Origin of the sequence: Paractinoplanes rishiriensis (assembly GCF_016862375.1) — a bacterium.
Classification (GTDB): domain Bacteria; phylum Actinomycetota; class Actinomycetes; order Mycobacteriales; family Micromonosporaceae; genus Actinoplanes; species Actinoplanes rishiriensis.
Genome location: NZ_BOMV01000004.1, coordinates 1 through 25,340, shown reverse-complemented (window position 1 = coordinate 25,340; position 25,340 = coordinate 1). Strand labels below are relative to the sequence as shown.

18 protein-coding genes and 1 pseudogene are annotated in these 25,340 nt (G+C 71.8%); 6 read left to right on the top strand and 13 right to left on the bottom strand.

All coding sequences use genetic code 11. The features are described 5' to 3' along the window. From Ari01nite_RS01830 to Ari01nite_RS01810, 5 genes are all read right to left on the bottom strand, one after another. On the bottom strand, positions 1–1,158 hold the full coding sequence (locus Ari01nite_RS01830) for a VWA domain-containing protein (protein WP_203778757.1): 1,158 nt from the start codon (positions 1,156–1,158) through the stop codon (positions 1–3). Beyond that, a complete protein-coding gene (locus Ari01nite_RS01825; RefSeq protein ID WP_203778756.1) occupies positions 1,155–3,413 on the bottom strand; it encodes a DUF5682 family protein in 2,259 nt (752 codons plus the stop codon). Before Ari01nite_RS01825 ends, Ari01nite_RS01830 begins: the two co-directional genes overlap by 4 nt. Then, entirely contained in the window at positions 3,406–4,467 is a 1,062-nt protein-coding gene (locus tag Ari01nite_RS01820; RefSeq protein ID WP_203778755.1) for an ATP-binding protein, read from the bottom strand. The genes Ari01nite_RS01825 and Ari01nite_RS01820 overlap by 8 nt, the downstream gene beginning before the upstream one ends. Beyond that, entirely contained in the window at positions 4,464–7,265 is a 2,802-nt protein-coding gene (locus Ari01nite_RS01815; protein ID WP_203778754.1) for an SWIM zinc finger family protein, read from the bottom strand. Before Ari01nite_RS01815 ends, Ari01nite_RS01820 begins: the two co-directional genes overlap by 4 nt. Before the next feature lie 252 nt (positions 7,266–7,517). Next, a complete protein-coding gene (locus Ari01nite_RS01810) occupies positions 7,518–8,834 on the bottom strand; it encodes an EamA family transporter (RefSeq protein WP_203778753.1) in 1,317 nt (438 codons plus the stop codon). A gap of 94 nt (positions 8,835–8,928) precedes the next feature. Between Ari01nite_RS01810 and Ari01nite_RS01805 the strand changes: the two genes are divergently transcribed. Then, positions 8,929–9,441 carry a MarR family winged helix-turn-helix transcriptional regulator gene (locus tag Ari01nite_RS01805; protein ID WP_203778752.1) on the top strand — a complete coding sequence of 171 codons (513 nt, stop codon included), beginning with the start codon at positions 8,929–8,931 and terminating at the stop codon, positions 9,439–9,441. A 9-nt stretch (positions 9,442–9,450) separates the two neighbouring features. On the opposite strand, the gene Ari01nite_RS01800 is transcribed toward Ari01nite_RS01805, so the two are convergent. Continuing rightward, a complete protein-coding gene (locus Ari01nite_RS01800) occupies positions 9,451–10,458 on the bottom strand; it encodes a glutathione S-transferase family protein (protein WP_203778751.1) in 1,008 nt (335 codons plus the stop codon). A gap of 103 nt (positions 10,459–10,561) precedes the next feature. Here Ari01nite_RS01800 and Ari01nite_RS01795 point away from each other — a divergent pair, with 103 nt between their 5' ends. Then, the gene (locus tag Ari01nite_RS01795) at positions 10,562–12,598 is read left to right on the top strand and encodes a sensor histidine kinase (RefSeq protein WP_203778750.1); all 2,037 of its coding nucleotides are present in this window, start codon (positions 10,562–10,564) and stop codon (positions 12,596–12,598) included. After that, positions 12,595–13,233 (top strand): response regulator, encoded by a 639-nt coding sequence (locus tag Ari01nite_RS01790; RefSeq protein ID WP_203778749.1) that lies wholly within the window; start codon positions 12,595–12,597, stop codon positions 13,231–13,233. The genes Ari01nite_RS01795 and Ari01nite_RS01790 overlap by 4 nt, the downstream gene beginning before the upstream one ends. Here the strand turns inward: Ari01nite_RS01790 and Ari01nite_RS01785 are convergent. Next, the gene (locus Ari01nite_RS01785; protein ID WP_203778748.1) at positions 13,222–14,373 is read right to left on the bottom strand and encodes an MFS transporter; all 1,152 of its coding nucleotides are present in this window, start codon (positions 14,371–14,373) and stop codon (positions 13,222–13,224) included. The two genes, Ari01nite_RS01790 and Ari01nite_RS01785, sit on opposite strands and share 12 nt — an antisense overlap. 38 nt (positions 14,374–14,411) lie before the next feature. On the opposite strand from Ari01nite_RS01785, the gene Ari01nite_RS01780 reads away from it, so the two are divergent. Together Ari01nite_RS01780 and Ari01nite_RS01775 are read left to right on the top strand one after the other, a co-directional pair. Next, on the top strand, positions 14,412–14,861 hold the full coding sequence (locus Ari01nite_RS01780) for a helix-turn-helix domain-containing protein (RefSeq protein WP_203778747.1): 450 nt from the start codon (positions 14,412–14,414) through the stop codon (positions 14,859–14,861). A 67-nt stretch (positions 14,862–14,928) separates the two neighbouring features. Next, positions 14,929–15,975: a calcium:cation antiporter gene (locus tag Ari01nite_RS01775; RefSeq protein ID WP_239162406.1), complete on the top strand. Its 1,047-nt coding sequence runs from the start codon at positions 14,929–14,931 to the stop codon at positions 15,973–15,975. Positions 15,976–16,063: 88 nt separating this feature from the next. Here Ari01nite_RS01775 and Ari01nite_RS01770 read toward each other — a convergent pair whose 3' ends face one another. Beyond that, positions 16,064–16,852: a LacI family DNA-binding transcriptional regulator gene (locus Ari01nite_RS01770; protein ID WP_239162412.1), complete on the bottom strand. Its 789-nt coding sequence runs from the start codon at positions 16,850–16,852 to the stop codon at positions 16,064–16,066. A gap of 99 nt (positions 16,853–16,951) precedes the next feature. Beyond that, positions 16,952–17,110 (bottom strand): annotated as a pseudogene (locus tag Ari01nite_RS49555) (LacI family DNA-binding transcriptional regulator); the annotation flags it as partial. 695 nt (positions 17,111–17,805) lie between these two features. Here Ari01nite_RS49555 and Ari01nite_RS01765 point away from each other — a divergent pair. After that, the gene (locus Ari01nite_RS01765) at positions 17,806–19,203 is read left to right on the top strand and encodes a DUF1996 domain-containing protein (protein WP_203778744.1); all 1,398 of its coding nucleotides are present in this window, start codon (positions 17,806–17,808) and stop codon (positions 19,201–19,203) included. A 28-nt stretch (positions 19,204–19,231) separates the two neighbouring features. On the opposite strand, the gene Ari01nite_RS01760 is transcribed toward Ari01nite_RS01765, so the two are convergent. The 4 genes from Ari01nite_RS01760 to Ari01nite_RS01745 form a co-directional block, all read right to left on the bottom strand. Then, entirely contained in the window at positions 19,232–19,777 is a 546-nt protein-coding gene (locus tag Ari01nite_RS01760; RefSeq protein WP_203778743.1) for a DUF305 domain-containing protein, read from the bottom strand. 88 nt (positions 19,778–19,865) lie between these two features. Then, positions 19,866–20,654 (bottom strand): endonuclease/exonuclease/phosphatase family protein, encoded by a 789-nt coding sequence (locus tag Ari01nite_RS01755; protein WP_203778742.1) that lies wholly within the window; start codon positions 20,652–20,654, stop codon positions 19,866–19,868. Positions 20,655–20,672: 18 nt separating this feature from the next. After that, a complete protein-coding gene (locus tag Ari01nite_RS01750; RefSeq protein ID WP_203778741.1) occupies positions 20,673–21,047 on the bottom strand; it encodes a VOC family protein in 375 nt (124 codons plus the stop codon). Between the two features lie 59 nt (positions 21,048–21,106). After that, positions 21,107–24,550, bottom strand: coding sequence for a galactose-binding domain-containing protein (locus tag Ari01nite_RS01745; RefSeq protein WP_239162405.1), 3,444 nt, complete (start codon positions 24,548–24,550; stop codon positions 21,107–21,109). Positions 24,551–25,340 lie beyond the last annotated feature (790 nt).

The following is a 25,340-nucleotide window of genomic DNA, read 5'->3' as shown; positions in this document are numbered from 1 at the left end:
CTAGGCACGACCCCCGGATCTCTCGGCGAATGCCTTGAGGTCACGGCGCTCGATCGCGGCCGCCATCAGATCCGGGAACGCGTCCGGCGTGCAGGCAAAGGCGGGGACACCCAGCGCCGCGAGCGCCGCCGCATTGTCGTGGTCGTACGCCGGAGCGCCCTCATCGGACAGCGCCAGCAGCACCACCACCTGCACCCCGGCCGCGGTCATCTCGGCGACCCGGCGCAGCATCTGCTCCCGGACACCGCCCTCGTACAGGTCGCTGATCAGCACGAAGATGCTGTCCCGCGGTCTGGTGATCAGCTGCTGGCTGTAGGCGATCGCCCGGTTGATGTCGGTGCCGCCGCCCAGTTGCGTGCCGAACAGCACCTCCACCGGGTCGCTGAGCTGCTCGGTGAGGTCCACCACCGCGGTGTCGAAGACCACGAGGGAGGTACGCAGCGACCGCATCGAAGCGAGCACCGCCGCGAACACGCCCGAGAACACGACCGACGCCGCCATCGACCCGGACTGGTCCACGCAGAGCACCACGTCCCGCTGCACCGCGGTGGTGCGCCGGCCGTAGCCGACCAGCCGCTCCGGGATCACGGTGCGGTGCTCGGCCTGGTAGTGCTTCAGGTTGGCCCGGATCGTCTTGTCCCAGTCGATGTCGGAGTGCCGGGGCCGGTTGATCCGGGCGGCCCGGTTGAGCGCACCGGTCACCGCCGCCCGGGTCTTCTGCTCGATCCGTTTCTCCAGCTGCTCGACCACCGTGCGCACCACCTGGCGGGCCGCGTCCTTGGTCTGCGCCGGCATGACCCGGTTGAGCGAGAGCAGCGTGCCGACCAGGTGCACGTCGGGTTCCACGGCGGCCAGCATCTCGGGCTCGAGCAGCAGCCGGGTGAGGTCGAGGCGCTCGATCGCGTCCGACTGCATGACCTGCACCACCGTGCTGGGGAAGTACTCCCGGATGTCGCCGAGCCAGCGCGCCACCTTGGGCGCCGAACTGCCCAGCCCGGCCGAGCGCTTGCGGCCCGGCTCGCCGTCGCCCTCGGCGGCGTCGTAGAGCGCGGCAAGCGCCGAGTCCATCGCGCCGTCGCGGCCCTCCGCCTTGCCGAGCGCCTCCTCGGCCGGCCCGCCCAGCACCATCCGCCAGCGCCGCTGCCGTTCCTCGGTCATCCCGCCTCCCCGGTGGTGAGGTCGCGCCCGAGCAGCGCGCTGAGCGTCGGCAGCACCAGATCGGCGCGGGCCGGGTCGAAGCCGAGCCCGCCCGGCGCGGCGCCGGTGGCGGCCCGCGCGCCGGCGATCCGCTCGCCGATCGCCCGGCGCTCGCCGCTGTCGAAGGCGCCGAACGTCCGGCGCAGCAGCGGCAGGACGTCGTCGAACGCGGCGGCCGGAATGTCGGCCAGCCAGTCGTCGAGCAGCGCCAGCAGCGCCTCGTCGTGCACCAGCAGCAGGCCGCCGCCGGACAGGAAGCCCTCCACCCAGGCGGCCGCGTGCGCCGGCGGCGTGCCCACGGTCAGCGGCAGCCGCAGCCGGCGGCGCACCTCGGCCGCGTCCAGGCGGCCCGCGTCGAGCAGCAGCCGGGTGAGCCGCCCGGCCAGCAGCCCGTGCAGGTCGGCCCGCCCGGCCAGCGAGGCGAGGGTGGCCAGCCAGCGGTCCCGCATCTCGTCGTCGGCGAGCAGCCCGACCGCGGCGTGCACCCCGTCGATCCGGTCCCGCAGCAGCTTGGCGGCCTCGTCGGACACCGAGCCGGCCGCCGACGGCAGCCCGGCGCACACCCGGGCGAGCAGGCTCGCGGTCACCGTGGCGAGACCGGCCATGTCGGTACGCCGGACGTCGCCGTACCGCAGCGTCCGGGCCAGCGCCGGAATGGCCGCCATCAGGTGGTTGACGTCGGCGTCCAGCGCGGCCCGGGTGTCCAGCGCGGACAGCACCGGCGGATAGGCGCCGGCCAGGTCGGCGAGCAGGCACGTCTCGACCAGCGCGGTCACCTCGGCCAGCGTCTCGGCGTCGGCCGCGGCCCGGGTCACCCTGGCGGTGGCGGCCGCGACCACGGTGGTGCCGAACATGCTGCCCTCGACCAGCCGCACCGCGAACTCGGGCTGCCACCGCAGCCGCCACTCCTCGCGGAACGTGCCGGTGCCGCGCCGGGCCGCGACCGGCTCGCCCCACGGCACGTCGATGGTCCGCAGCTGGTGCAGCAGGCGGCTGCGCCGCAGATCGGTCTCCTTACGCAGGTCGAGATCGAGCGCCCGCTCCAGGGCCTCCGGCTTGAGCCGGCACGCGCGCTGCTGCGCGGCGAGATCCTTGGCCAGCGGTACGCCCGGCATGTCCTCCGGTACGCCGCCGAGCCGCTCGCCCACCACCAGCTTGCTGCTGATCAGCTCGACCCGCAGCCGTTCGCCGTCGCACATCACCGCCTCGGCCGCCTCGGTCACCTCGGCCAGTCCGGCGAGCGGCCGCCCGCGCAGCGTCGCCAGTGACTCGGCCAGCCTGGTCGCCTCGATGACGTGTGCGGACGAGGTCGGCACGCCCTCATTGCGCAGCACCCCCGCGGCGTCGACCAGCCAGCGCGGCACCACCTCGTCGGCGGCCGTGAAGAGATGGTGGTACCAGCCGGGGGAGCGCACCCCCGCGCCGTAGCCCGACCAGGACGCCAGCCGCCCGTAGGTCCACGGCACCCAGGTGAAGGCCACCTTGGCCTTCCGGCGGCCCCGCAACAGCGCGGTGTCGTCCTTGGCCGAGATCTTGCGGGTCAAGGCCGGCACGTGCCAGGCGCCGCACACCACCGCGATCTCGTCGTGCGCCTTGCGCACGTCCCGCAGCACGGTGCGCATGTACGCCTCGCGAACCAGGTCATCGGGATCCTCGGGCGCGGAGTCCCGGATCGCCGTCATGGCCTCGGCAATCGCCTCGAACGCCGGCATGCCCCGGTGCTCGACGACGTCCTCCCACCAGCGCTCGGGATCGTCATAGCCGGCCGCCGCGGCAAGCTCCCCGATCGGATCGACCGGCCGCCGCGGCTCCGCGGACTGTTCCGCCTCCGCGGACTGTTCCGCCTCCGGGCCGGCGTCGCCCGGCGCCGGCCCGTCGGCCGGCGGCGGCTTGACCTCTCCGCTCAGGCGATAGGCGAATGGCAGGTCGAAGAACCGCACCGGCACGCCCTGCTCAACCGCCCACCGGATCGCCTGCCACTCCGGCGAGAACACCGCGAACGGCCAGAACGCCGCCCGCCGCGGGTCGTCGGACGCGTAGCCCAGCAGGGCCACCGGCGGCTCCAGGCCCACGTCGGCCACCCAGCGCACCAGCTCGTCGGCCTCCGGCGGCCCCTCCACCAGCAGCACGTCCGGCCGGTGGCGGGCCAACTCCTGCACTACGGCGCGGGCCGAGCCCGGACCGTGGTGCCGGATGCCGTAGAGCCGCTCAGGCATCGCGGGCGGCCCGGTAGAAGTCGAGCCAGTCGGTGCGTTCGCGCACCACGGTTTCCAGGTATTCGCGCCACACCACGCCGTCCGAGACCGGGTCCTTCACGACCGCGCCGACGATGCCGGCGGCCACGTCACCGGCGTGCAGGGTGCCGTCGCCGAAGTGGGCGGCCAGCGCCATCCCGTTCGTGATCACCGAGATGGCCTCGGCCGTGGAGAGCGTGCCGGTCGGCGACTTGAGCTTGGTGCGGCCGTCCTCGGTGAGGCCGGTGCGCAGCTCCCGGAAAACGGTCACCACCCGGCGGATCTCCTCGAGCGCGGTCGGCACCTCGGGCAGGTCGAGCGACCGGCCGAGCTGGGCGACCCGGCGGGCGACGATCTCGACCTCGTCGTCGGCCGAAGCCGGCACCGGCAGCACCACCGTGTTGAAGCGGCGCCGCAGCGCGCTGGACAGCTCGTTGACCCCGCGGTCGCGGTCGTTGGCCGTGGCGATCAGGTTGAACCCGCGCTGCGCCTGCACCTCGGTGTTGAGCTCGGGCACCGGCAGCGTCTTCTCGGACAGGATGGTGATCAGCGCGTCCTGCACGTCGGACGGCACCCGGGTGAGCTCCTCGAGCCGGGCGATCGTGCCGGTCTGCATGGCCCGCATGATCGGGCTGGGCACCAGCGCCGCGTCGGTCGGCCCCTCGGCGAGCAGGCGTGCGTAGTTCCACCCGTACCGGATCGCCTCCTCGGCCGTGCCCGCCGTGCCCTGCACGAGCAGGGTCGAGTCGCCCGAGATGGCGGCCGCGAGGTGCTCGGACACCCAGGTCTTGGCCGTGCCCGGCACGCCGAGCAGGAGCAGCGCCCGATCGGTGACCAGGGTGGCGACCGCGACCTCGACGAGCCGGCGCGGACCCACGTACTTCGGGCTGATCTTGGCGCCGCCGCCCAGCAGGTAGGTCACCACGGCCTGCGGGGAGAGCCGCCAGCCGGGTGGCCGGGGCCGGTCGTCGGCCGCGGCGAGCACGGCCAGTTCCTCGGCGTACTGGTCCTCGGCGTGCGGGCGCAGAGCGGTCACTCGAACTCCTGAAACATCTCGTGGCGGAAGGTGAGCGTGCGGGCGAGGTCGGCCACCGGCCGCACCCGCGACTGGTCTGCCGGCTCCTGATCGAGCTGCAGGGCAAGGCGGGAAACCCAGGTCTCGTACGCCGGCGGCATCGCCAGCGCGGCGGCCCGGCAGAGTTCACCGAGCTGCCAGCTGTGCCGGTCGGTGCGGGCCCGGTGCGCGATGGTCTCGAGCACGGCCACCGACAGCTCGTCGGGCCAGCGGCCGGGATGAATGGAGAGCAGCCGGTGCGCCATGCCGTCCTCGCGGCGCAGCGCGTCGGCGGCCAGCCGGCCCAGCTCGTCCGGCGGGAGAACGAGGTGCAGATCCCAGCGGACCGACTCGCGCAGGGCGCCGGACGCCGCGCCGAGCAGCGCCGTGGCCCAGCCCGGGTCGGTCTGTGCCACCGCGGCCCTGGCCCAGCCGTGCAGCAGCGCCGCCTCCCAGTCGTGGCCGCTCGCGAGCCGCAGCATGGTGGCCGGCGCGGACCAGGTGTCCAGCGGCGCGCCGGCGACGATCTCCTCGAGCAGCCAGGCACTCACCCCGAGACCCCGGGCCGGCGTGGCGGCGACCCCGTCCCGCCGCATGCCGGGGTCGAGATCCTCGGGCGGCGTCACCACGAGCCGCCCGCCCTCAACCCGAACCGCGGCCCGGGCCCGCCCCGCCATCCGCGCCCGCAGCGCCGACCCGGGAAGCCGGCGCAACAGGTCGAGCGCCGCCTCGCGCACCTCGCGGCGCCGGTCGTCGAGCGCCTGCTCCAGGAACGGGTCGTCGGCCAGGCTCAACCCGGTGTCGAGGGCGGCCACAAACCGGGCGCGGTCCTCCGAGGACTCCTGCTGCCACGTGGCGGTCACCAGCTCCCGGGCGCCGTCGGGGTCGCCGCGCCGCAGCGCGGTGAGGATGCCGAGCCGCTCGCCCAGCGTGCCGGTCACCCAGCCGGGCGGCCCGCTCGGGCCGGTCGGCGCGCTCGGGCCGGGGCCGTCGAACAGCAGGGGGACGGCGCCCGCCTCGTCGGTCAGCCAGCGCCAATCGGGGCGCATGGCGGCCAGCCAGGAGCCACGGCGGCCGGCGACGCGGGCCAGCGCGGGACGGATGATCGAGTTGCGGCGGCCCGCGTCGAGCAGGGCCGGTAGGGCGACCGGCGGCACGTGGCCGCCTCGGTCGGCGGCTGCGGCCAGCCACTGGGCGAGGAGTTCCTGGGCCAGCTGGGCGCCGCCGGGCACGCCCTCGCCGAGGATGCGGATCAGCCGGACGCCGGCCGCGGCGGGCAGCGCCGGGGTGGTCTCGGCGGGAGCGGGGGACAGCGGCGCGCGGCCGGTGGCCGGTGCCACGCCGGCTCGCCGGCGGGTCAGCGCGACGGCCGCCGACTCGAGCAGGGTGCCGGCGCCGGTCCAGGGGCGGCGGTTGGTGCCGACCAGGGCGGCGGCGAGCAGGTCGGGTGGCAGCTCCGGCCGGCGCGGTGCGCTCGGGTCGGGCTGGGGCGGGGCGGCCGGCACGTAGAGTCCGTCGACCCAGGCGGCCAGCGGACGCAGGCCCGACGGGGACCACTCGGCGGCCACCGTGGCGGGCGTCGCGCCGGCCGCGGCGAGCAGCCACCAGGGCTCGCGGTGCCCGGGCGCCAGCGGCAAGGCCGCACCGGTGCCGTCGACCAGCCAGCCGTCGCCGTCGGGGGTCACCCCGGCGAGCAGGACCGGTGCGTCGTAGCGCCACGGCTCGGCGGCGATCGTGGCCGCCCAGCCGCCGAGCGCCTCGCCGAGCGGGAGGGCGCCGTCCGGTGCGCGGCACGGCTCGGCCGCGCTGATCCGATCGGCGACCAGGGCGCGCAGCGGTGCGGCGCCCGGATAGAAGGTCAGCTCGCCGCGGAACTCGGTGCCGGGCACCAGATCGGCGATCAGCGGCTGCCCGGGTGCGGCGAACGCGAGTACGAGCGCGAACCGGCCGGTCGACGAGCCGCGCAGCCAGGTGCGCCGGGTGGTCAGCGCGCCGTCGTCGGTCTCGATCTGGCCCAGCACCTGCCACCGGTCGGCCACCCGCGGGCCGGCGAGCACGTCGTCGGTGGCGACCGGGAAGCCGACCCGGGAGCGCACCGTGGCGGCCAGGTCGGGCGGCAGGCCGGCCAGGCGGTCGTAGCCGGTGACCAGCAGCCGCAGGAGGGCCAGCTCGCCGAGCAGCCGATCGGCCCACTGCGACCCGATGCCGGCGAAGCCACCGAGCCGGCGGACCGCGCCGGCGGCGGTCGGTGCCTGTGCATCGACCAGGCGCGCGGCCATCGCCTCGAACGGCTGGTGCCCGGCTCGCTGTGCCCCGGCCAGACCCTGCCGGACCTGGTCGTCGAGCCAGCGGCTCAGCTCGGCCATGCCGCCGGCCACCCGCTCGGCGCGCTGCTCGGCCCGTTTGGCCGCGGCCGCCGGATCGGGCGCGGACGCGGCCCGCGGCGCGGCCTTGGCGGCGGCCCGGGCGGCCCGCGCCGCCTGCCACTCGCGGGCGAAGTCGGGTGCCGGCGCGCCGGACACATCGGACTCGGCCCAGAGCAGCAGCAGGCCGAGAGCGTGTTTGCAGGGGACCTTGCGGCTCGGGCAGTTGCACCGGAACGCGGGCCCGGACAGGTCGACACACACCTGATAGCTGCGGCAGAGTCCCCAGAGGACCTCGTCGAGCATGCCGGTGGCGGACCAGGACCCCGGCCCGGCGAGACCGCGCGCGGCCCTGACCGAGGGGGCGTCCGGCGCGAGCGTCTCGACCTGAGCCGAGGACCATTTCTCAACGGGCACGGGCCAAACCCTAGACGTGCCCTACGACATTTTCGGTCCTCCGTAGCGGTGGTCAGTAAGGTGAGACCGGCCGACCGAGGGGGAGCAGGGATGAGAGTTGCGATCTTCGGGGCGACCGGCATGGTCGGCCAGGGCGTCCTGCGCGAGAGCCTGCTGGCCAAGGACGTCGAGCAGGTGCTTGCCGTCGGCCGTACGCCCACCCGCCTCACCCACCCCAAGCTGCGCGAGGTGGCCCTCACCGACTTCGCCGACCTAGCGCCGATCCGCGACCTGCTGGCCGGGTGCGACGCCTGCTTCTACTGCCTGGGCGTGTCGTCGGTCGGTATGGACGAGGCCCGGTACACGACGGTCACGTACGACTACCCGATGGCCACGGCGCGCACGTTTGCCGAGGTCCGGCCGGAGGTCTGCTTCATCTACGTCAGCGGGGCGGGCACCGGCGCGAACAGCCGGCAGATGTGGGCGCGGGTCAAGGCGCGAGCCGAGCGGGAGATCCTCGAGCTGCTGCCCAACGGGTACGCCTTCCGGCCGGGCATCATCCAGCCCACCCACGGCGTGCGGTCGAAGACCCGCCTGTACAACGCCGGCTACACCGTGCTGGCGCCGCTGATCCCGCTGCTCGAACGGGTCGCGCCCGGCCATGTCACCACCACCGACCGGGTGGGCCGGGCCATGCTGCGGGTCGCGCGGGTCGGCTTCCCGCGGCGCGTCATGGAAAACGCGGACCTGCGCTGAGCGCTGGCCCCACACCACCGCGCCGAACGCCAGCACCATGCCGGCCACCTGCGCCGGAGTCAGCCGCTGCCCGAGCACGGCCCAGCCCAGCGCCGTGGCGACCACCGGGGAGAGCAGCCCGAGCAGCGAGATCCGGGCGGCCGGCAGGCGCTCCAGACCCCAGAACCAGATCGAGTACGCCAGGGCGGTGCCGACCACCGACAGGTAGGCGTACCCGGCCAGGTTGCCCACCGTCAGCGCCGGCGGCAGGCCCTCGGCCAGCAGCGTCACCGGCACCAGCAGCAGCCCACCGGCGGCCAGCTGCCAGCCGGTCGCGGTCAGCAGCGGCACATCCGGGCGGCCCCACCGCTTGGTGAGCACCAGGCCGAGCGCCATCGAGGCGGTGCCGGCCAGCCCGGCCAGCAGGCCGAGCGCGTCCATCCGGGCGGCCGCGGTGAGCACGGCGAGGGCCACCCCGGCCGCGCCGGCCAGCCCCGCCAGGACGGTGCGCAGCGCGACCCGCTCGGTCAGCAGCAGCACGGTCAGCCCGGCCACCAGGAGCGGCTGGGCCGCGCCGAGCACCGCGGCCACGCCGCCGGGGAGCCGGTAGGCGCTGACGAACAGCAGCGCGAAGAAGACGCCGATGTTGAGGCCGCCGAGCACCGCCGAGCGCCACCACCAGTCGCCGCGCGGCAGCCGGCGGGTGAGCGCGAGCAGCAGCAGCCCGGCCGGCAGCGCGCGCAGCACGCCGGCGAGCAGCGGGCGGCCCGGCGGCAGCAACTCGGTGGTCACGACGTAGGTGGTCCCCCAGACCGCGGGGGTGAGAGCGGTGACGAGCAGGACCGGCGGGCGCATCGCGGACTCCCTCGATGGAAAGTATCTCGACGTCAAGATAAAACCTCAGCGAGTCTCTTGTTGTCAAGAAGCTCGCCATCGAGACAATGGAGGGATGGCGCACAACGACGGAGTCGATCAGATCGTCGAGCAGTGGGCGCGGGAGCGGCCCGACCTCGAGACCACGGCGATGGCCGTGTTCGGCCGGATCTTCCGCCTCTCCCGGCTGGCCGGCGATCACATGGAACGGACGTATGCCACCTTCGGGCTGGGCCGCCCCGAGTTCGACGTGCTGGCCACGCTCCGGCGTTCGGGCGCGCCCTACGAGCTGTCACCGGGTGCGCTGGCCGCGTCGATGATGCTCAGCACCGGCGGCACGACGGCGCGTCTGGACCGGCTGGAGAAGGCCGGCCTGATCGAGCGGCACCCGTCGCCGACCGACCGGCGCAGCGTCCTGGTCCGGCTCACCGGCACCGGCTTCGACATCGTCGACCGGGCGGTCGCGGTCGGGCTGAGCGAGCAGCAGCGGATGCTCGCCCACCTGTCCGAGGCGCAGCTCAGCCGGCTCGACGAACTGCTGCGGGAGGCGCTGAGCCCGCCGCCCGGCAACCCGCTCGGTGCCGGCTGAGCGGCGGTCTCAGCCGGTCGCCCCGTGCCCGGCCGGCACCTCCTCGCCCGGCCGGGGCGGTGGCGGCGGCGTGCCGTCGCCGAACGGCCGGCCACCCAGCCGATCGCGCCCGTGCTCGCCGAGCCAGGTGCTGAAATCCGGCCCGGCCGGCACGATCCCGGTCGGGTTGATCTCCCGGTGCACCTCGTAGTAGTGCCGTTTGATGTCGGCGAAGTCGATGGTGTCGCCGAAACCCGGCGTCTGGAAAAGATCTTTGGCGTACGCCCAGAGCACCGGCATCTCGCTCAACTTGGCCCGATTGCACTTGAAGTGGCCGTGGTAGACCGCGTCGAAGCGGACCAGCGTGGTGAACAGCCGCACGTCCGCCTCGGTGATCGTGTCGCCGACCAGGTAGCGGTGCCCGGCGAGGTGCGCCGAGAGCTGGTCCAGCCGGTCGAACAGCCGGTGGTACGCCTTCTCGTACGCCTCCTGGGAGCCGGCGAAGCCGGCCCGGTAGACGCCGTTGTTCACGTCGGCGAAGACGTGCTTGTTGACCCGGTCGATCTCGTCCCGCAGCGCGGCCGGGTACAGCTCCGGCGCGCCCGGCCGGTGGTGTTTCGCCCACTCCAGCGACAGGTCGAGCGTGATCTGCGCGAAGTCGTTGGTGACCACCCGGCCGGTCGGCACGTCCACGATCGCCGGCACCGTGATGCCCTTGTCGTAGTCCGGGAACCGGGCGAAGTAGGCCTGCTGGAGCCGCTCGATGCCGAGTACCGGGTCCCGGCCGTCCGGGTCCAGGTCGAACGACCAGCTGCGCTCGTCGTGGGTCGGGCCCGCGACGCCCATCGACAGCGCGTCCTCGAGGCCGAGCAGGCGCCGCACGATGATCGCCCGATTGGCCCACGGGCACGCCCGGCTCACCACCAGCCGGTAGCGGCCGGGCTCCACCGGATAGCCGTCCCGGCCGTCCGCGGTGATCCGGGTGGCGATGTAGCGCTGGTCCCGGCTGAATTCCCCCGACGGATTCACGTAAGCCATTTCTCCATCGTGCCCCCGCGGTGCACGTTCAATCGCGATGTCCCGGGTGACCCGGGACATCAGCCCGCTGACCACGGGACGCCCTGCCTGCGACGATGTCGGCGTGAAGAGGGCAACGACCGTCGCGGCCGGCGTGCTGACCATCTCCGCGGCGCTGATCGTGGCCGCTTCCGTAGTCGATCTGCAGGTCCCGGGCGAGCACCGGGCGGCGACCGAGACCGACATGGCCTGGACCGCCGGCATCCCCGGCCTCGGGCTGGTCATCCCCGGCGCGCTGCTGATGCGGCGGCTGCCCGGGCACCCGGTCGCGTGGGTGCTCTGCCTGTCCGGGCTGCACTGGTGCCTGGACGGCGCCGCGGCGAGCTGGCTGGCCTACGCGACGTACACCGACCGGCCCGGCGCGTCGTTCGCCTTCTGGATCTATCAGCGGCTCGGCGCGTCGCTGCTGCTCTGGTTGCCGCTGCTGCTGCTCATCTATCCGTCCGGACGCTTTCCCGGCGGGCGCTGGCGGATCGCCGGCCGGGCCAGCCTCGCCCTCACCGGCCTGCTGCCGGCCGTGGTGCTCTTCGTGCCGTCCGCGATCGCGCAGGCGCGGGCCGGCACCCCGATGCCGGCCGCGTTCGAGGGCCTCGACCTCGACCCGGCCTCCTTCCCGCTGCCGGCCGGCTGGTGGGAGGCGCTGCTCGGGACGGCCTGGCTGACGCTGCCGCTCGGCATGATCGTGCCGTTCCTGGTGGTGGTCCGGCGGTACCGCGGCGCGCTCGGCGACGACCGGCTGCGGATGCGCTGGCTGCTCTGGGCCGCGGTGGTCGACCTGCTGGTGATGGGTTCGGCGCTGGTGGTGCCGTCGATCTCGGACATCGCGCTGGGCCCGGCGGTCGGGCTCACCGGGGCGGCGATCGTGGTGGCCCTGGTGCGGCCCCGGCTGCTCGACGTGGACCGCCTGCTCGGCGGCACCGTGCTCTACGGTGCCATGGCGATCACCGTCCTGCTGGTGGACGCCCTGGTGCTGAGCCTGACCGGCGCCTTCCTCGGCCGCCGGATGCCCGAGCAGGACGCGGCCGTGGTGGCGATGCTGATCGTGATGCTCGGCTACGGACCGCTGCGGCACCGGCTCTGGCTGGCGATCCGGCGGTTCGTGCTGGGCCTGCGCGACGACCCCTACCGGGTGGTGGCCGGGCTGGCCGAGCGGCTGGAGCAGTCGTCGACGGCGTCCGGCGAGCTGCAGGCGGTGGCCGAGGCGGTGGCGCGGGCGTTCCGGTCGCCGTACGTGGCCGTCGAGGTGGACCGGCCCGGCGGCGAGCGGGTGGTGGCCGCGTACGGTGAACCGTCCGGGCCGACCGAGGCGTTGCCGATCAGCTACCGCGGCGAGACGGTCGGCCGGGTGGTGCTGCCCGCCGACGGCCCGCGTGCCGCGCTCTCCGCCCAGGACGAGCGGCTCCTCGGCGACATGGTCCGGCAGGCGGCCGTCGCGGCCCGCGCGGCCCACCTCGCGCAGGAGTTGCAGCGCAGCCGGGAGCAGATAGTCGCGGCCCGCGAGGAGGAGCGCCGGCGGCTGCGGCGCGACCTGCACGACGGTCTCGGCCCCACCCTCGGCGGGGTCGGCCTGCGGATCGACGCCGCCCGCAACATGGCCGCTCGCCAGCCCGCCGAGGCGGACAAGCTGCTCAAGCAGGCCCGCGAGGACGTCACCGCGGCGGTCGCCGACGTGCGGCGGCTCGTGCACGACCTGCGGCCGCCCGCACTCGACGACGTGGGCCTGCTCGGCGCGGTCCGCCAGCAGGCCGCGCGGCTGCGGGCGCCGGGGCTGACCGTGACGGTCGACGACGCCGAGGGGCTCGACGGGTTGCCGGCCGCGGTCGAGGTGGCGGCCTACCGGATCGCGTCCGAGGCGCTGACCAACGTGGCCCGGCACGCGCGGGCGACCAGCTGCCGGGTGCGCCTGGTGATCGAGGACGGTGCGCTCGTGGTCGAGGTGACCGACGACGGGGTGGGCATCCCGGCCGGCACGCCCAGCGGGGTCGGCCTCGTCTCGCTCCGGGAACGGGCCGCTGAGCTGGGCGGGAACTTCCGGATAGAGTGCCCGGACGGCCGTGGGACGGTCGTCCGCGCCGAACTGCCGATGGGGGTGCTGGTGTGATCCGCGTGCTGGTGGCCGACGACCACCCGATCTTCCGGGACGGCCTGGCCGTGCTGCTCGCCTCGGTCGAAGGCATCGACGTGGTCGGCACCGCGGCCGACGGCGTCGAGGCGGTCGAGGCCGCCACCCGCCTGCAGCCCGACGTGGTGGTGATGGACGTGCAGATGCCCCGGCTCAACGGCGTCGAGGCGACCCGCCGGCTGGCCACCGAGGCCCCCGGCGTCGGCATCCTGGTGCTGACCATGTCCGAGGACGACGGCACCGTGTTCGCCGCGGTCCGGGCCGGCGCCCGGGGCTATCTGGTGAAGGGCGCCGAGCAGGAGGAGATCGTCCGGGCCATCACCACGGTCGCGGCCGGCGGTGCCGTGTTCGGCGCCACCCTGGCCCTGCGGATCGCCGAGTTCTTCGCTGCCGGGCCGCCCGCGCCGACCGACGCGTTCCCCCAGCTCACCACCCGCGAGCGGGAGATACTCGAGCTGCTGGCCGCGGGCCGCTCGAACGCGCAGATCGCGGCAACCCTCTATCTGTCGCCCAAGACAGTCCGCAACAACGTCTCCAACGTCTTCGCCAAGCTCCAGGTGGCCGACCGTGCCGAGGCGATCGTGCGGGCCCGGGAGGCGGGGTTAGGCCGCTGAGGGCAGCCGGCGGAGCGCGACGCCACCGCTGATCACCGTGATCCCGGCGGCCACCACCGCGCTCCCGGTCATCGACAGCTGTGCGGCCAAAGCCGGTCCGGCCGCCGCGCCCACCAGCGTCGCCAGCGCCTCCGCGCTCAGCAGCGCCGCGCTGACCCGGCCCAGGACCTCGTTGGGCGCCGTCCGCTGGAGTGTCGTGTTCGCCGTACCCAACGCGGTGGATCCGGCCACGCCGATCACCACGGCCGCGGGCACGGCGGCCGCCAGCGTCCCGGCCGAGAACAGCAGCGCGTAGCCCACCGCCGTACCCGTCAAAGCTCCGCCGAGAAGCCGGCCGGCCGCGACCCGGTCGACCAGCAGCCGAACCAACGGCGCCCCCAGCAGGAACCCGACCCCGAGCGCCGACATCACCACCCCGGTCTGCCGGCTGCCGCCGAGCACGCTGATCCCGTACGGCACCAAAAGCGCACTGAGCCCGGCATTCGCGCCCAGGAACAACCCATTGACCAGCATCAACGTCCTGGCGAGCGGTAGCGAGCGCAGGGCCACCAGCCCGGACCGCAGCGACGCGCGACGACCGGCGCCCGACGAGCGCCGGGTCAGCCCGACCGCGACCGTCGCCAGCAGATACGCCCCGATGTTGAGCCAGGCCACGAGCGTCAGGCCCGCCGCCGCGTACAGCAGACCTCCGAGCGGCGCCCCGACCAGCCGGACCATCCCATCGGCCAGGCCATTGAGCGCGTTAGCGCTGGTCAGTCGCTTCCCGACGCCGACCAGGGCGGGGGTGTGCGCCTGCGCGGCCGGCCGGAAGACCGTCGTCCCGATGCTCTCCGCGAGCAGCGCGAGGTAGACCAGCCAGATGTCGCCGGGCTCGCGCACCAGCAGCAGCAACGCGACCGCGCCGGCCCGGCCGACGTGCGCGCCGACCATGACCACCCGGCGGTCCCAGCGGTCGGCGCAGACCCCGGCGACCGGGCCGAGCAGCAACGGCGGCACGAACTGCGCGGTCAGGGTGAGCCCGGTCGCGGCCACCGACCCGGTCAGGACGAACACATGCGCCGGCACGGCGACGACCAGCAGCCACACGCCGAGCTGGCTGACCAGGCGCCCGGACCAGAGCAGCCAGAAGTCGGTGCCCATCCCAGGAGAATAATTGTATGAGGTAGTATTCTGACAAGATGGAACACGAAATCGGTCAGCGGCTGCGGTCGTTGCGCGCCGCCCGGGGCCGCACCGTCGCTGCCGTCGCCACCGAGGCCGGCCTGTCGGTGCCGTACGTGGCAAACCTGGAGAACGGCCGGGGCAACCCGACGCTGGACGCGCTGAACCGGATCGCGAACGCGCTGGGCGTCCAGGCCCGGGTCGAGTTCGTGACCGGGGCCAGTGCTGAGGTGCGCACCCCGGTGCCCGCGACCCTGGTACGGCTGGGCCGCAGCACCCGGTTCCGCCGGGACATCGCGCTGATCGCCGAGGCGAACGGCGCCGACCCGGCGACGCTGGCCGCGCGCGTGCTCGACGTGCTGGCCGGCCTGGCCGCGATCACCGGGCGCGAGCTCACCGAGCCGGACTGGCACCGGCTGCTGGACGCACTGATTCTGGTGACGTTGCATCCGCGCGACCGCGGGTAGCCGATAGTTGGCAGAGGGGGCCAAGATTCGTAATTTTCTCAATCAATGGACCGCGTACGCGCCGATCGTGGCCGTAGTCGCGCTGATCCTCACCTGGGGACGGGACCTGCCGTCCGCGCTCGTCGTGATCGTGGCGGGGCTGCTCTGCATCGCGGTCCTGGCCGCCGTGCACCACGCCGAGGTGGTCGCGCACAAGGTCGGTGAACCGTTCGGCTCGCTGGTCCTCGCGGTGGCCGTCACGATCATCGAGGTGGCCCTCATCGTCACCCTGATGATCAGCGGCGGCACCAAGACCCAGTCGCTGGCCCGGGACACCGTCTTCGCCGCTGTCATGATCACCTGTAACGGCCTGCTCGGGCTGTCGCTGCTGGTCGGGGCCATGCGCCGGCGGGTGGCGGTGTTCAACTCCGAGGGCACCGGCGGCGCGTTCGCGACCGTCACCATGATCGCCACGCTGAGCCTGGTGCTGCCCAGCTTCACCACGAGCCGCTCGGGTCCGGAGTTCTCGCCGGCCCAACTGGGCTTCGCCGCGGTCGCCTCGCTGGGCCTGTACCTGCTGTTCGTAACCGTGCAGACCCGCCGCCACCGCGACTACTTCCTGCCGATCACCACCTCCGGCAAGGTCATCGACACCGAGGAGCACCTCGACCCGCCGTCCACCCGGGCCGCGATGATCAGCCTGGGCCTGCTGCTGGTCGCGCTGATCGGCGTGGTCGGTCTGGCCAAGGGCGTGTCCCCGGCGATCGAGGCAGCGGTCGACGGCGCCGGGCTGCCGCACGCGGTGGTCGGTGTGGTGATCGCCATGCTGGTCCTGGCGCCGGAGACCATTGCGGCCGTACGCGCAGCTGCCCGCGACCGCATCCAGACGAGCCTCAACCTGGCGCTGGGTTCGGCCATGGCGAGCATCGGCCTGACCATCCCGGCGATTGCGATCGCGATGATCTGGCTGCCCGGACCGCTGCTGCTCGGCCTCGGTGGTACGCAGATGGTGTTGCTGCTGCTTACGGTCGTGGTGGGCACGCTGACGGTGGTGCCTGGGCGGGCCAATGTGCTGCAGGGCGGCGTCCATTTGGCCCTGCTGGGGGTGTTCCTCTTTCTGGCGGCGAGCCCCTGATCTGTCAGGCGGACTGTCGCGTTTCTGGCGGCGAGCCCCTGCTCTGTCAGGCGGACTGTCGCGTTTCTGGCGGCGAGCCCCTGATCAGTCAGGCGGACTGTCGCGGCACCAGGGCCGGCTCGTAGATCACCGACGAGACGCGCATTGCCGGGTCGTCGATGCGGGCGAGCAGCAGCCGCGCCGCCTCGGCGGCCATGTCTTCGAGCGGGTGCCGGACCGTGGTCAGCGCCGGCGTGGCCGCCACCGCGGCGCTGCTGTCGTCGAATCCCACGATCGCCACGTCGTCCGGCACCGCGCGTCCCGCATCCCGCAGGGCCAGCAGCGCACCGAGCGCCATCAGATCGTTCGCCACGAACACCCCGTCCAGATCGGGGTGCCCGGCGAGCAGCGTGCGCATGGCACTTTCGCCGCTGTCCTGAGTGAAGTTTCCCGCCGCCATCGGCACCCACCCGTGCCCGTGCCGCGCCATGGTCCGCCGAAAACCGGAGATCCGATCCGAACTGGCCGGCACCTCCGCCGGCCCCGAGATCATCCCGATCTGCTGGCACCCCCGCCCCAGCAGGTGCTCCGCCGCCAGCGATGCCCCTGTCTCGTTGGCGAGATCCACGTAGTCCACCGGCACCGCGTCCCCCGGTCGCCCGATCATGACCGCCGGCACCCCACCGTCCACGAGCATCCCCGGCAACGGATCAACCGCCGGCAGCGACAGCACCACCACCCCGTCCGCCTGCCCGTTCCGCAGGTCACCCACGAGCCGCCGCCGGCCGTCCTCGGTCCCCACGATCTGCAACGCGAGCTGAACCCCCGACCGCCGTAACACGCTCATCAGCCCGCCGACCACCCGCCCGAAGTAGGGATCGGCAAAAAACCGGCTCATGAACGGATCATCATCATGCGACTCGGAGTCCGACACGATCAGCGCCACCGTCCCGGTCCGCCGCGTGACCAGCGACCGAGCCATCCGATTCGGCACATACCCCGTCTGCCCCACCGCGTTCCACACAACTTCGTGCAACTGCGGATCAACATTCCGAATCCCATTGATAACCCGCGAAACCGTAGCCCGCGAAACCCCCGCCACCCGAGCCACATCCTCAAGCGTCGGCAGCCGCTCACCCACGCGCCCACGTTGCATGAGGCTTTATAGCACAGGTGGAGAGCGCTCTCCGCCCTCCTTTGTCTCATGCTTCACGCCCGGCTGCGGGGCACGCCTTGGCGTCTGGGGCCCGATCTTGGTGGCCTGACCACCGGATGCGGTGGTGTGCGGGTCAAGGTCTGTTGGTGGCGGCTGCCGGTCTGATCGCGTGCGGGTTGGGGCGTGCTTGCTGCGAGCTTGGGTGGCGCGCCACCGTCTTCATGGTGCGGTCTCATCAGGTCCCGGTATGGCGCTAGTGCAGGCTTTGCCACAATGTCGCCTGCTGGTGCTCGTTCAGGCCTTTCGCCACAATCGTCGCCTGCTGGTGCTCGTCCAGGCCTTTCGCCGCAAATGTCGCCTGCTGTGCGCGTGCGCGACGTGATGTTGTTGATCTGCTGTTCAGGATTAGTTCAGGGATGACCGTAGGTCGCCAAGATCTGGGCCCGGCGGCCCAAGGCATGTCGAGCGCCGGCGGGGGCGAAGGGTTTGCCGCCGGGGCAGTGGTCGGGTCGCGGCTGGGGCAGCCGGTGGGCCGGATCGGTGCGGGCGCGCCGGGTTTCAGGGCGTCTTCTGGTTCCGGAACCCGGTGGCATTGACGGCGGTCTGGGTCGGGCGTAAGACTTCGGAAAGCGCTCTCCAAGTCTGCCTCGGCGACCCCGCGTTGGGGCGGCCTCGTCTATCCCCGTGGAGAACCCATGACATCCAGGCAAACACGACTTCGGCGGGTTGTTGCGCCGGTTGCCGCCACCCTTGTGACCGCTGGGCTGGTGCTCGTTGGTGTGGCGGCGGCTCATGCGGCCGACACTCTGCTCTCGCAAGGTAAACCGGCACTGGCATCTACCAGCGAGAACGGCGGTGCGCCGGCGGCGGCGGCCGTTGACGGGAACACCGGCACGCGGTGGGGGAGTGCCTGGGCCGATCCGCAATGGCTGCGGGTCGACCTCGGCGCCACGGCGACTGTCTCGTCCGTACAGCTGATCTGGGAGGCGGCGTACGCACGCGCGTACCAAATCCAGACCTCGGCGGACGGCAGCTCCTGGACCACGATCCACAGCAAGAGCAATGGTGCCGGAGGCACCGAGACGATCGGCTTAAGCGGCGTCGGGCGATATATCAGGATGTACGGTACGGCGCGCGCGACCGGCTACGGCTACTCGCTGTATGAGTTCAACGTGTACGGCACCTACACGAACCCGCCGGCCCAAAGCGGTTACATCCCCGCAAATCCGCCCGTGACCGGCGTGGTCCCGTCGACCCAGACGCCGCCGGCGCAGAACCCGCCGTCGACGCACCACGAGTTCCAGGCGAACTGCTACGTCAGCCGAGGCAACGTCAACGACGACCCGATCGTGTTCCCGAACCTGCCGGGCGCCTCGCATTCCCACACGTTCATGGGCAACACCACCACGAACGCGTCGACCACCCTGGCCAGCCTCCAGGCGGGTAGCACCTCCTGCATCACGCCGGGTGACAAGACCGGTTACTGGATGCCGACGCTGCTCAACGCCGACACTGCGGTCCAACCCGTCGGGCGTCAGGTCATCTACTACAAGTCAGGCGTCATCGACTACCGGAGCGTGCGCCCGTTCCCGCCGGGATTGCGTTACGTAGTGGGCAGCCCGTCCGCCACGCTCGACGAGTTCCGGAACAACCCGGGTGCGGTCGAGGGCTTCGAGTGCGGTGACAGCGCGTTCAACTGGGACGTCCCGGCGAACTGCCCGGCCGGCACCCAGCTCAACCTCCGGTATCAGGCGGCCAGCTGCTGGGACGGCCGCTACCTGGACACGCCGGACCACAAGAGCCACATGGCGTACCCGGTCCTCGGGGTCTGCCCGATGTCACACCCGGTAGCCGTGCCGATGATCGAGTTCAAGATGGCGTGGCCGGTCAGCGGGAATATGTCGGCCGTGCGTTTCTCGTCCGGTCGCGGATATTCGTTCCATTACGACGTGTTCAACGCGTGGCATGCGCCCACCCTCGCGGCGCTCGTTACGCACTGCATCAACGGCGGGCTTCAGTGTGATCCGCGCGGATTCGACCTCTACAAGCCGGACCGCGGCGCCGCTCTCAACGAAAACTACGAACTGCCTTAAGCCGTACGCCGCCTGGCCGCTGATGCGGTCAGGCGGCTTCCTTAATGGTCGCGAGCGCCGCATCCCGGGTCCGGATCACCTGCAGTGCCAAAGCTCGGGTCTGTGGTTCGGCGCCCGAATTCTCTTCGCTGCCGGCTAGTTGACGGCTCTGCGTCAAATGCTCCTCGAGCGCCCGCAACACCAGGGTGTCGAACTCCTCGCCGGTCGCCTTGGCAGCCTTGCTCACCTGATCGGGAGTCACCATTCCGGGCATCGGCATGCTCTTGTGCGGGTTGACCCGGGGCAGTCCGGCTTGCGCGTGCAACTCGCGCAGCGCGGACAGTTCGGCCTCGGTGAACGCCTGCACCTGGAGCGCCACGGCCTGCACGTCGGGGCTGCCGCTGCGGGACGGCACGAGTTCGAGCAGGGGGAGCAGCGACTCGTCCATCGCGATGTTGATCTCGATCCAGGCGCGGTCGGTGCCGCCGAACTGGATGACCGGGCTGGGGGTCGGAGCCGGTGGATCGGGCTGCAGCAGCGAGCAACCGGCCAGGGCCAGGAGGCTGGCGAGAAGGACCCGGGCAACGGCTTTCACGTTGGCGAGTCTTACGTTTTCGCGAGTCTGTGTCAACAAATTCGATATTGATGAAGAGCGATCTATGAAACGTACCTGGTAAATATTTTCAGGGTTCCATGTCAACGCCGACCGCATAGTGATCCGAGGGATAGACGCCCTCGATCGGGCGGTCGCCGGCGAGGAACGCGCCGGACACCGCGACGGCCGATCCGGGCCGCCCGGCGCGGGCCAGGACATGATCGATCCGGCGGTCCAGTTGCTTCACGGCGTCCCGCGGCGCGTACGGCAGCGCCGAGTCGAGGGTGACCGCGGCCGGGTCGGCGCCCGCCTCGGACCAGGTGTCGACCATGGTGTCCAGCAGCGGCGTCAGCTCCTCCTGGCCGGGGCCGGCGTTCAGGTCGGCCAGCAGCAGCACCGGCAGCGGGCCGTCCAGCCGCTGGTCGGCGGCGAGCGCGGCCAGGCTGCGGCACTGCGCCCGGTGGTCGGCGGCGTACCGGGCCTCCCACTCGGTGCCGGCCACGATCACGTGCAGCGGGCCGCGCGGATGGTCGATGGTGGCGAGCAGGGCGTACGGCGTCGAACCGCCGCGCTGCTCGTGCGGCAGTTCGTGGCGTTCGGCGGCCAGGATCGGCCAGCGGCTGACCAGGCCCAGGCCGATCGCGATGCCGGGATGGTCCGGGTATTCGACCGAGGGCAGGGACAGCGGCGCCCAGGCCGCGTGCAGGTCGCGGGCGGCCGCCAGACGGCGCGGCTGGTCGGTGCCCTCGCCGCACCAGCTCTCCACCAGGCCGAGTATGTCCGGCCGGTACGTCCCGAGCGTGGCGGCGATGCTTTCCTCACGTTCCCGCCAGTTGCCACCGAAGCGGCCCCAGACATTCCAGACCATGACGCGCATCAATGCACAGTAATGGATTCAGGCCTTCTGCCAGAGCCCGATCAGATTTCCTTCCGTGTCGTGGAAATAGGCGCTGAACCCGGCGGTGCCGATCTGTTGCCGGCCGATCGCCACCTTGCCGCCGAGCTTTTCCACCCGGGCCAGCGCGTCGTCCAGATCGTCGACCCCGACCGTGATGACCGGTGCCGTGATCGGTCCGTGGCGGTGCAGCATGCCGCCGTTGATGCCGCCCGGTTCGGCCGGCGCGCCCTCGTCGTTCGTGGGCGTGGTCTTGACCATCGTGTACTGGTAGTTCGGCATCGAGTCGAGATCCCAGCCGAACGCCTCGCGGTAGAACGTGGTGGCCCGCTCGCCGTCGTCGAACGGCACCTCGAAGTGGATGACCTTGTCCATGACAGGCAGCCTATTCCTGGCGGGGCCGGGCCGGGTATCACCCGGCCCGGCCGAGATGCTCAGATGCGGTAAACCCCGAACTCCCAGAGCGAATAGCCGTACGCGGTGGCCCTGGCCTGCCCGGACATCCGGACATAGCGGCCCGTGCCGGAGACGTTCAGGGCGTCGAAACCACCGTCACCACTGCTGGTCGCATGGATCGTGGTCCAGTTCGAGCCGTCCGTGGAGGTCTGGATCTGGTACCCGGTGGCGTACGCCGCCTCCCACGCCAGTTGCACGTGGTTGAACGATTGCACCGAACCGAGGTCGACCTGAATCCAGGCGGTGTCGACCCATTCGCTCGCCCATCGTGTGCCGTAGTCGCCGTCGGTGGCGTACGACGGCAATTGCGGGCCGTTCGTGCCGGTCGGCTGATGGGTGGACGCGGTGGCCGGCTTTCCGCGGCTCAGATTCGTTCCGCCTACCGTCGGCGGCACGACCCGGATCGACTTCTGTTCGATGCCGACGTTGCCGTGCCCGTCGAAGGCATAGACGTACACCTTCCAGACGCCGAGCCGTTCCGGGGCCCGCGCGGTGAACGAGCCGTTCCCGTTGTCGGTGAACGTCACGTTCGTGAGCCCGGTGCCGCCGCTGAGGTACTTGTCCGAATACATCAGGTTGTAGCGGATCAGGTCGCCCTGCGGATCGGTGGCGCTGGCATTGACCGTGAACGTGCCGCCGGCCGGCACCGCGGTCTGCTGGGACACCGACATGGCGGTGATTTCCGGGGGAGTGTTCGCCGGATTCTGGCCGGTGTACGCCTTCGCCAGCGAGTAGTAGCCGTGCCGCCGCCAGCCGCCGGTGAAGGTGTTGAGCCAGATGCCGCCGAAGTCGTTCTCCAGTCCGTAGTGGAACTCGGTGGCGCCGAGCGCCACGCCCGGGTGCGCCGCGATCGCATTCCAGTTGTACGTGTAACCGTCGCGCTTCTGCAGATCGGTGGGCTCGGTCGGCACCCCGTTCACGTCGTTGGGCACCTCCCATTCGCCAGCCGGGCCGCCCTCGGTGACGATGTACGGCTTCTGGTAGCCGCCGGACACCCAGTCGTTGTAGACGTTGCCGATCGCCCCGTACGAATTGACCGCAAGCAGATCCAGATCGGGGGCGTGCTGCCGGTAGTACGGCCACGCACCGGTATAGGCGTCCGTCGACGTGACCGGGTGGTTCGGGTCGGCCGCGTGAATGGCCTGCGCGACCTGGTTCACGAATTTCGCGTACCCGACCCGGCGGGCCTCCACCTCGGCGGCTGAGAGGCCGTGATCCTGCATGGTGAGGATGACCTCGTTGCCGACATCCCACATCAGCACGCCCGCATGGTTCTTCAGGGCATTGACCCGGTTCACTATCTCGGCCTTCACCGAGTTCATGTACGCGGTGTCGTTCACATAGTCGGCGCCCTGGTTGAGCCAGTGCCCGACGATCACCTTGATGCCCTGCTGCGCGGCCCGGTTGAGCAGTGCCGGAGTGTTAGCGTCGTCCACGCCCCAGATACGGATCGTGTTGACGCCCATGGCGCGGAGGTCCCGCATGTATCCGTCGGCGGCGGCCTGCGGCGGGCCGTAGGTCAACCCCTTGATCTGGTACGGGGAGCCGTTCACCTGCAGCTGCCAGTTGCCCTGCGTGCCGGCGACCCGCACCACGCTCGGTCCACCCGGGGTGGCCGGATCAGTCATCGCGGCCGGGGTGGTGCCGTTCGCCCGGGACACCGTGACCGAGTCGACGCTGAGGATGCCGCCCGGGGTCGTCTCCGCTGCCGGGGTGGTGCGGCCGGCGATCGCGTTCGGCAGCGAACCGCCGATGGCCAGGTCGAGCCGCAGGAAGAAGCCGTGGTGCACGGCCGCCCGCCAGGCCGAGACGCCGACCTGCGACTGGCGCACCACCCAGGTCTGCCGGCCGTCCAGATAGAACCGGATCTCCTCGTCGGTCTTCGTCCGGTCGATCACCTGCGCGTACTCGTGGTAACCGGACTGGCAGCCGGTGCAGCTCGCCAACCCCGAAGAGCGACCGTTGTACTCGGCGCACGGCCCGTCCGGCGCGGTGCCGCAGTGCAGCGTCTGCGCCAGTTGATCGCGCCCGTTGACGTCGGTCATGATGTCGGTCTCGCCGATGCCCGGCCAGTTCGTGTAGTTGCCGCGGAAGCCCGCACCGGTAGCGCGGAAGGCGGGCCAGTAACCGAGCGCGTTGGCGACCGAGGGCTGTTTGAGTACGGCCGCGAAGCGGGTGAGGGTCCCCGGTAGCGGTTCGAAGTCAGCGCGCTGTGTCTCGAGCCGGCCCGAGGTCCAGTTGCCGTCACCGTCGCGCAGTGCCCGGATGTTGAGCTTGCCGGCGCCGTCGAGGTGGACGTTCGCGGTGCTCGCCGAGGCGGTCTCGACCTCACCGGTGCCCCAGTTGGCGGCGCCGCCCGGATAGCTGGTGCCGGTCCGCATCAGCCAGTCGGTCGCGTTCGGCGAGGAATTGGCCGGTCCGTCGAAATTGTCCTGCCAGACCGTGGTAAAGCCGGGCTGCCCAGTCGGCGGAGTGGTCGGTGGGCTGGTCGGCGGCGTGGTGGGTGTCGTCGTGCCGGCTGTGAAGATCCGGAACTCGAACAGGGAGTAGCCGTAGCTGCTGCCACGGACCGTGCCGTACATGCGCACGTAGCGTCCAGTCCCACTAAGTGTGAGTGTCTCGGTGCCGCCGGCACCGGTGCTGGTCTGGTGGGCGGTGGTCCAGGTGGTGCCGTCGGTCGAGGTCTGGATCTGGTACGCGCGGCCGTAGGCACCTTCCCAGACGAGCACGACCTGGCAGATCGTCTGATTGCTGCCGAGGTCGACGCCGATCCACTGCGGGTCGCTGAACTCGCTCGACCAGCGGGTCTGTGCGTTGCCGTCGACCGCGTTGCCCGGCGCCACGTCCGCGCCCTCCTGCGACGAAGCGGTGGCGGGCCGTCCCTGTGCCACGTTGGTGGTGCCACAGGCGGCCGGCGCCGAGGTCGACCCGTACACCTTGAACTCGAACAGTGAGTAGCCGTAGCCGCTGCCACGCGCCGTGCCGTACATGCGCACGTAGCGTCCGGTCCCACTAAGTGTGAGTGTCTCGGTGCCGCCGGCACCGGTGCTGGTCTGGTGGGCGGTGGTCCAGGTGGTGCCGTCGGTCGAGGTCTGGATCTGGTACGCGCGGCCGTACGCCCCTTCCCAGGCCAGGACGACCGAGCTGATGGTCGCGGTGACGCCGAGGTCGACCCGGATCCACTGCGGATCACCGAACTGGCTCGACCAGCGCGTCGCCGCGTTGCCGTCGGTGGCGTTGGCCGGGGCGACGTCCACCCCTTCCTGCGACGAGGCGGTGGTCGGTGTGCCCTGGGACAGCAGCGTTTCGGCCGCCTGCGCCCCGCCCTGAACGACCGCCAGGTAGGCACAGATCAGAGCCGCGACAACGAGGGGAATGAGGTGCCGCCACGACAGGCGGGGCGGAGCAATGAGCGGATTCACGGCAACTCCCGGGGAGTAGAGCGACCAGAGCGGGGGGAAAGCGCTCTCCGTCAGTGCGCGAAGTGTTACGCCGAGCTTTCAACCATGTCAATACCAACGCCGGCTGCCTGCCCACTCACCCTCGACAATTCGGTCTATTAGCCACCCGTCCTTGACAGGTGCCACGTCAGGAGCGCACGGTGAAGTCTTACTTGGAGAGCGCTCTCCAAGCATGTGGCCGGCGGCTGGCACCCTGTCGCCGGCCACACCCCTCGCCAGCGGACATCAGCGCCACAGGTAGAACGAGGTCCGCGGCCGCGCATCGCATGCCGGTGCCACGTCCGCGGCGGGCATCGGGCAGCGCATCGTGGGACCGCTTTCCCCACCGTGGCCGCGGTCTGGAGAAGTGGACAGTCATCTCATTAGGTCGCCCCACTCGGCCGGATGAAAGCCTCAACCCCGCCATAACGCCCGACGAGGGGTGGACCTTGTCGATCTCCGGTTCACCCGACAGTTCCCCCGGGCAAGGGAGTTCGACAAGATCGCGGTGTGTGGCCGCACTGGCGGTTCTTCTCGGCGAGGCCCGGCTGGCGGTTCTTGTCGGGCAGTTCAGCAGGCGGTTTTTGTCGGGGCGGCCCGGCTGGCGGTTCTTGTCGGGCAGTTCAGCAGGCGGGTCTTGTCGGGGCGGCCCGGCTGGCGGTTCTTGTCGGGGCAGTCCAGCTGGCGGCTTCTCGGCGTGGCCCTGTTGGCGGCTTCTCGGCGTGGCCCTGTTGGCGGCTTCTCGGCGTGGCCCTGTTGGCGGCTTCTCGGC

Excerpts from the sequence above, each read along its gene's own strand:
- Ari01nite_RS01785 (WP_203778748.1), bottom strand. The coding sequence starts at position 14,373 with ATGGGCACCGACTTCTGGCTGCTCTGGTCCGGGCGCCTGGTCAGCCAG.
- Ari01nite_RS01755 (WP_203778742.1), bottom strand. The coding sequence starts at position 20,654 with ATGCGCGTCATGGTCTGGAATGTCTGGGGCCGCTTCGGTGGCAACTGG.
- Ari01nite_RS01800 (WP_203778751.1), bottom strand. The coding sequence starts at position 10,458 with ATGGCTTACGTGAATCCGTCGGGGGAATTCAGCCGGGACCAGCGCTAC.
- Ari01nite_RS01780 (WP_203778747.1), top strand. The coding sequence starts at position 14,412 with ATGGAACACGAAATCGGTCAGCGGCTGCGGTCGTTGCGCGCCGCCCGG.
- Ari01nite_RS01825 (WP_203778756.1), bottom strand. The coding sequence starts at position 3,413 with ATGCCTGAGCGGCTCTACGGCATCCGGCACCACGGTCCGGGCTCGGCC.
- Ari01nite_RS01770 (WP_239162412.1), bottom strand. The coding sequence starts at position 16,852 with ATGAGCCGGTTTTTTGCCGATCCCTACTTCGGGCGGGTGGTCGGCGGG.
- Ari01nite_RS01805 (WP_203778752.1), top strand. The coding sequence starts at position 8,929 with ATGGCGCACAACGACGGAGTCGATCAGATCGTCGAGCAGTGGGCGCGG.
- Ari01nite_RS01830 (WP_203778757.1), bottom strand. The coding sequence starts at position 1,158 with ATGACCGAGGAACGGCAGCGGCGCTGGCGGATGGTGCTGGGCGGGCCG.
- Ari01nite_RS01750 (WP_203778741.1), bottom strand. The coding sequence starts at position 21,047 with ATGGACAAGGTCATCCACTTCGAGGTGCCGTTCGACGACGGCGAGCGG.
- Ari01nite_RS01765 (WP_203778744.1), top strand. The coding sequence starts at position 17,806 with ATGACATCCAGGCAAACACGACTTCGGCGGGTTGTTGCGCCGGTTGCC.
- Ari01nite_RS01810 (WP_203778753.1), bottom strand. The coding sequence starts at position 8,834 with ATGCGCCCGCCGGTCCTGCTCGTCACCGCTCTCACCCCCGCGGTCTGG.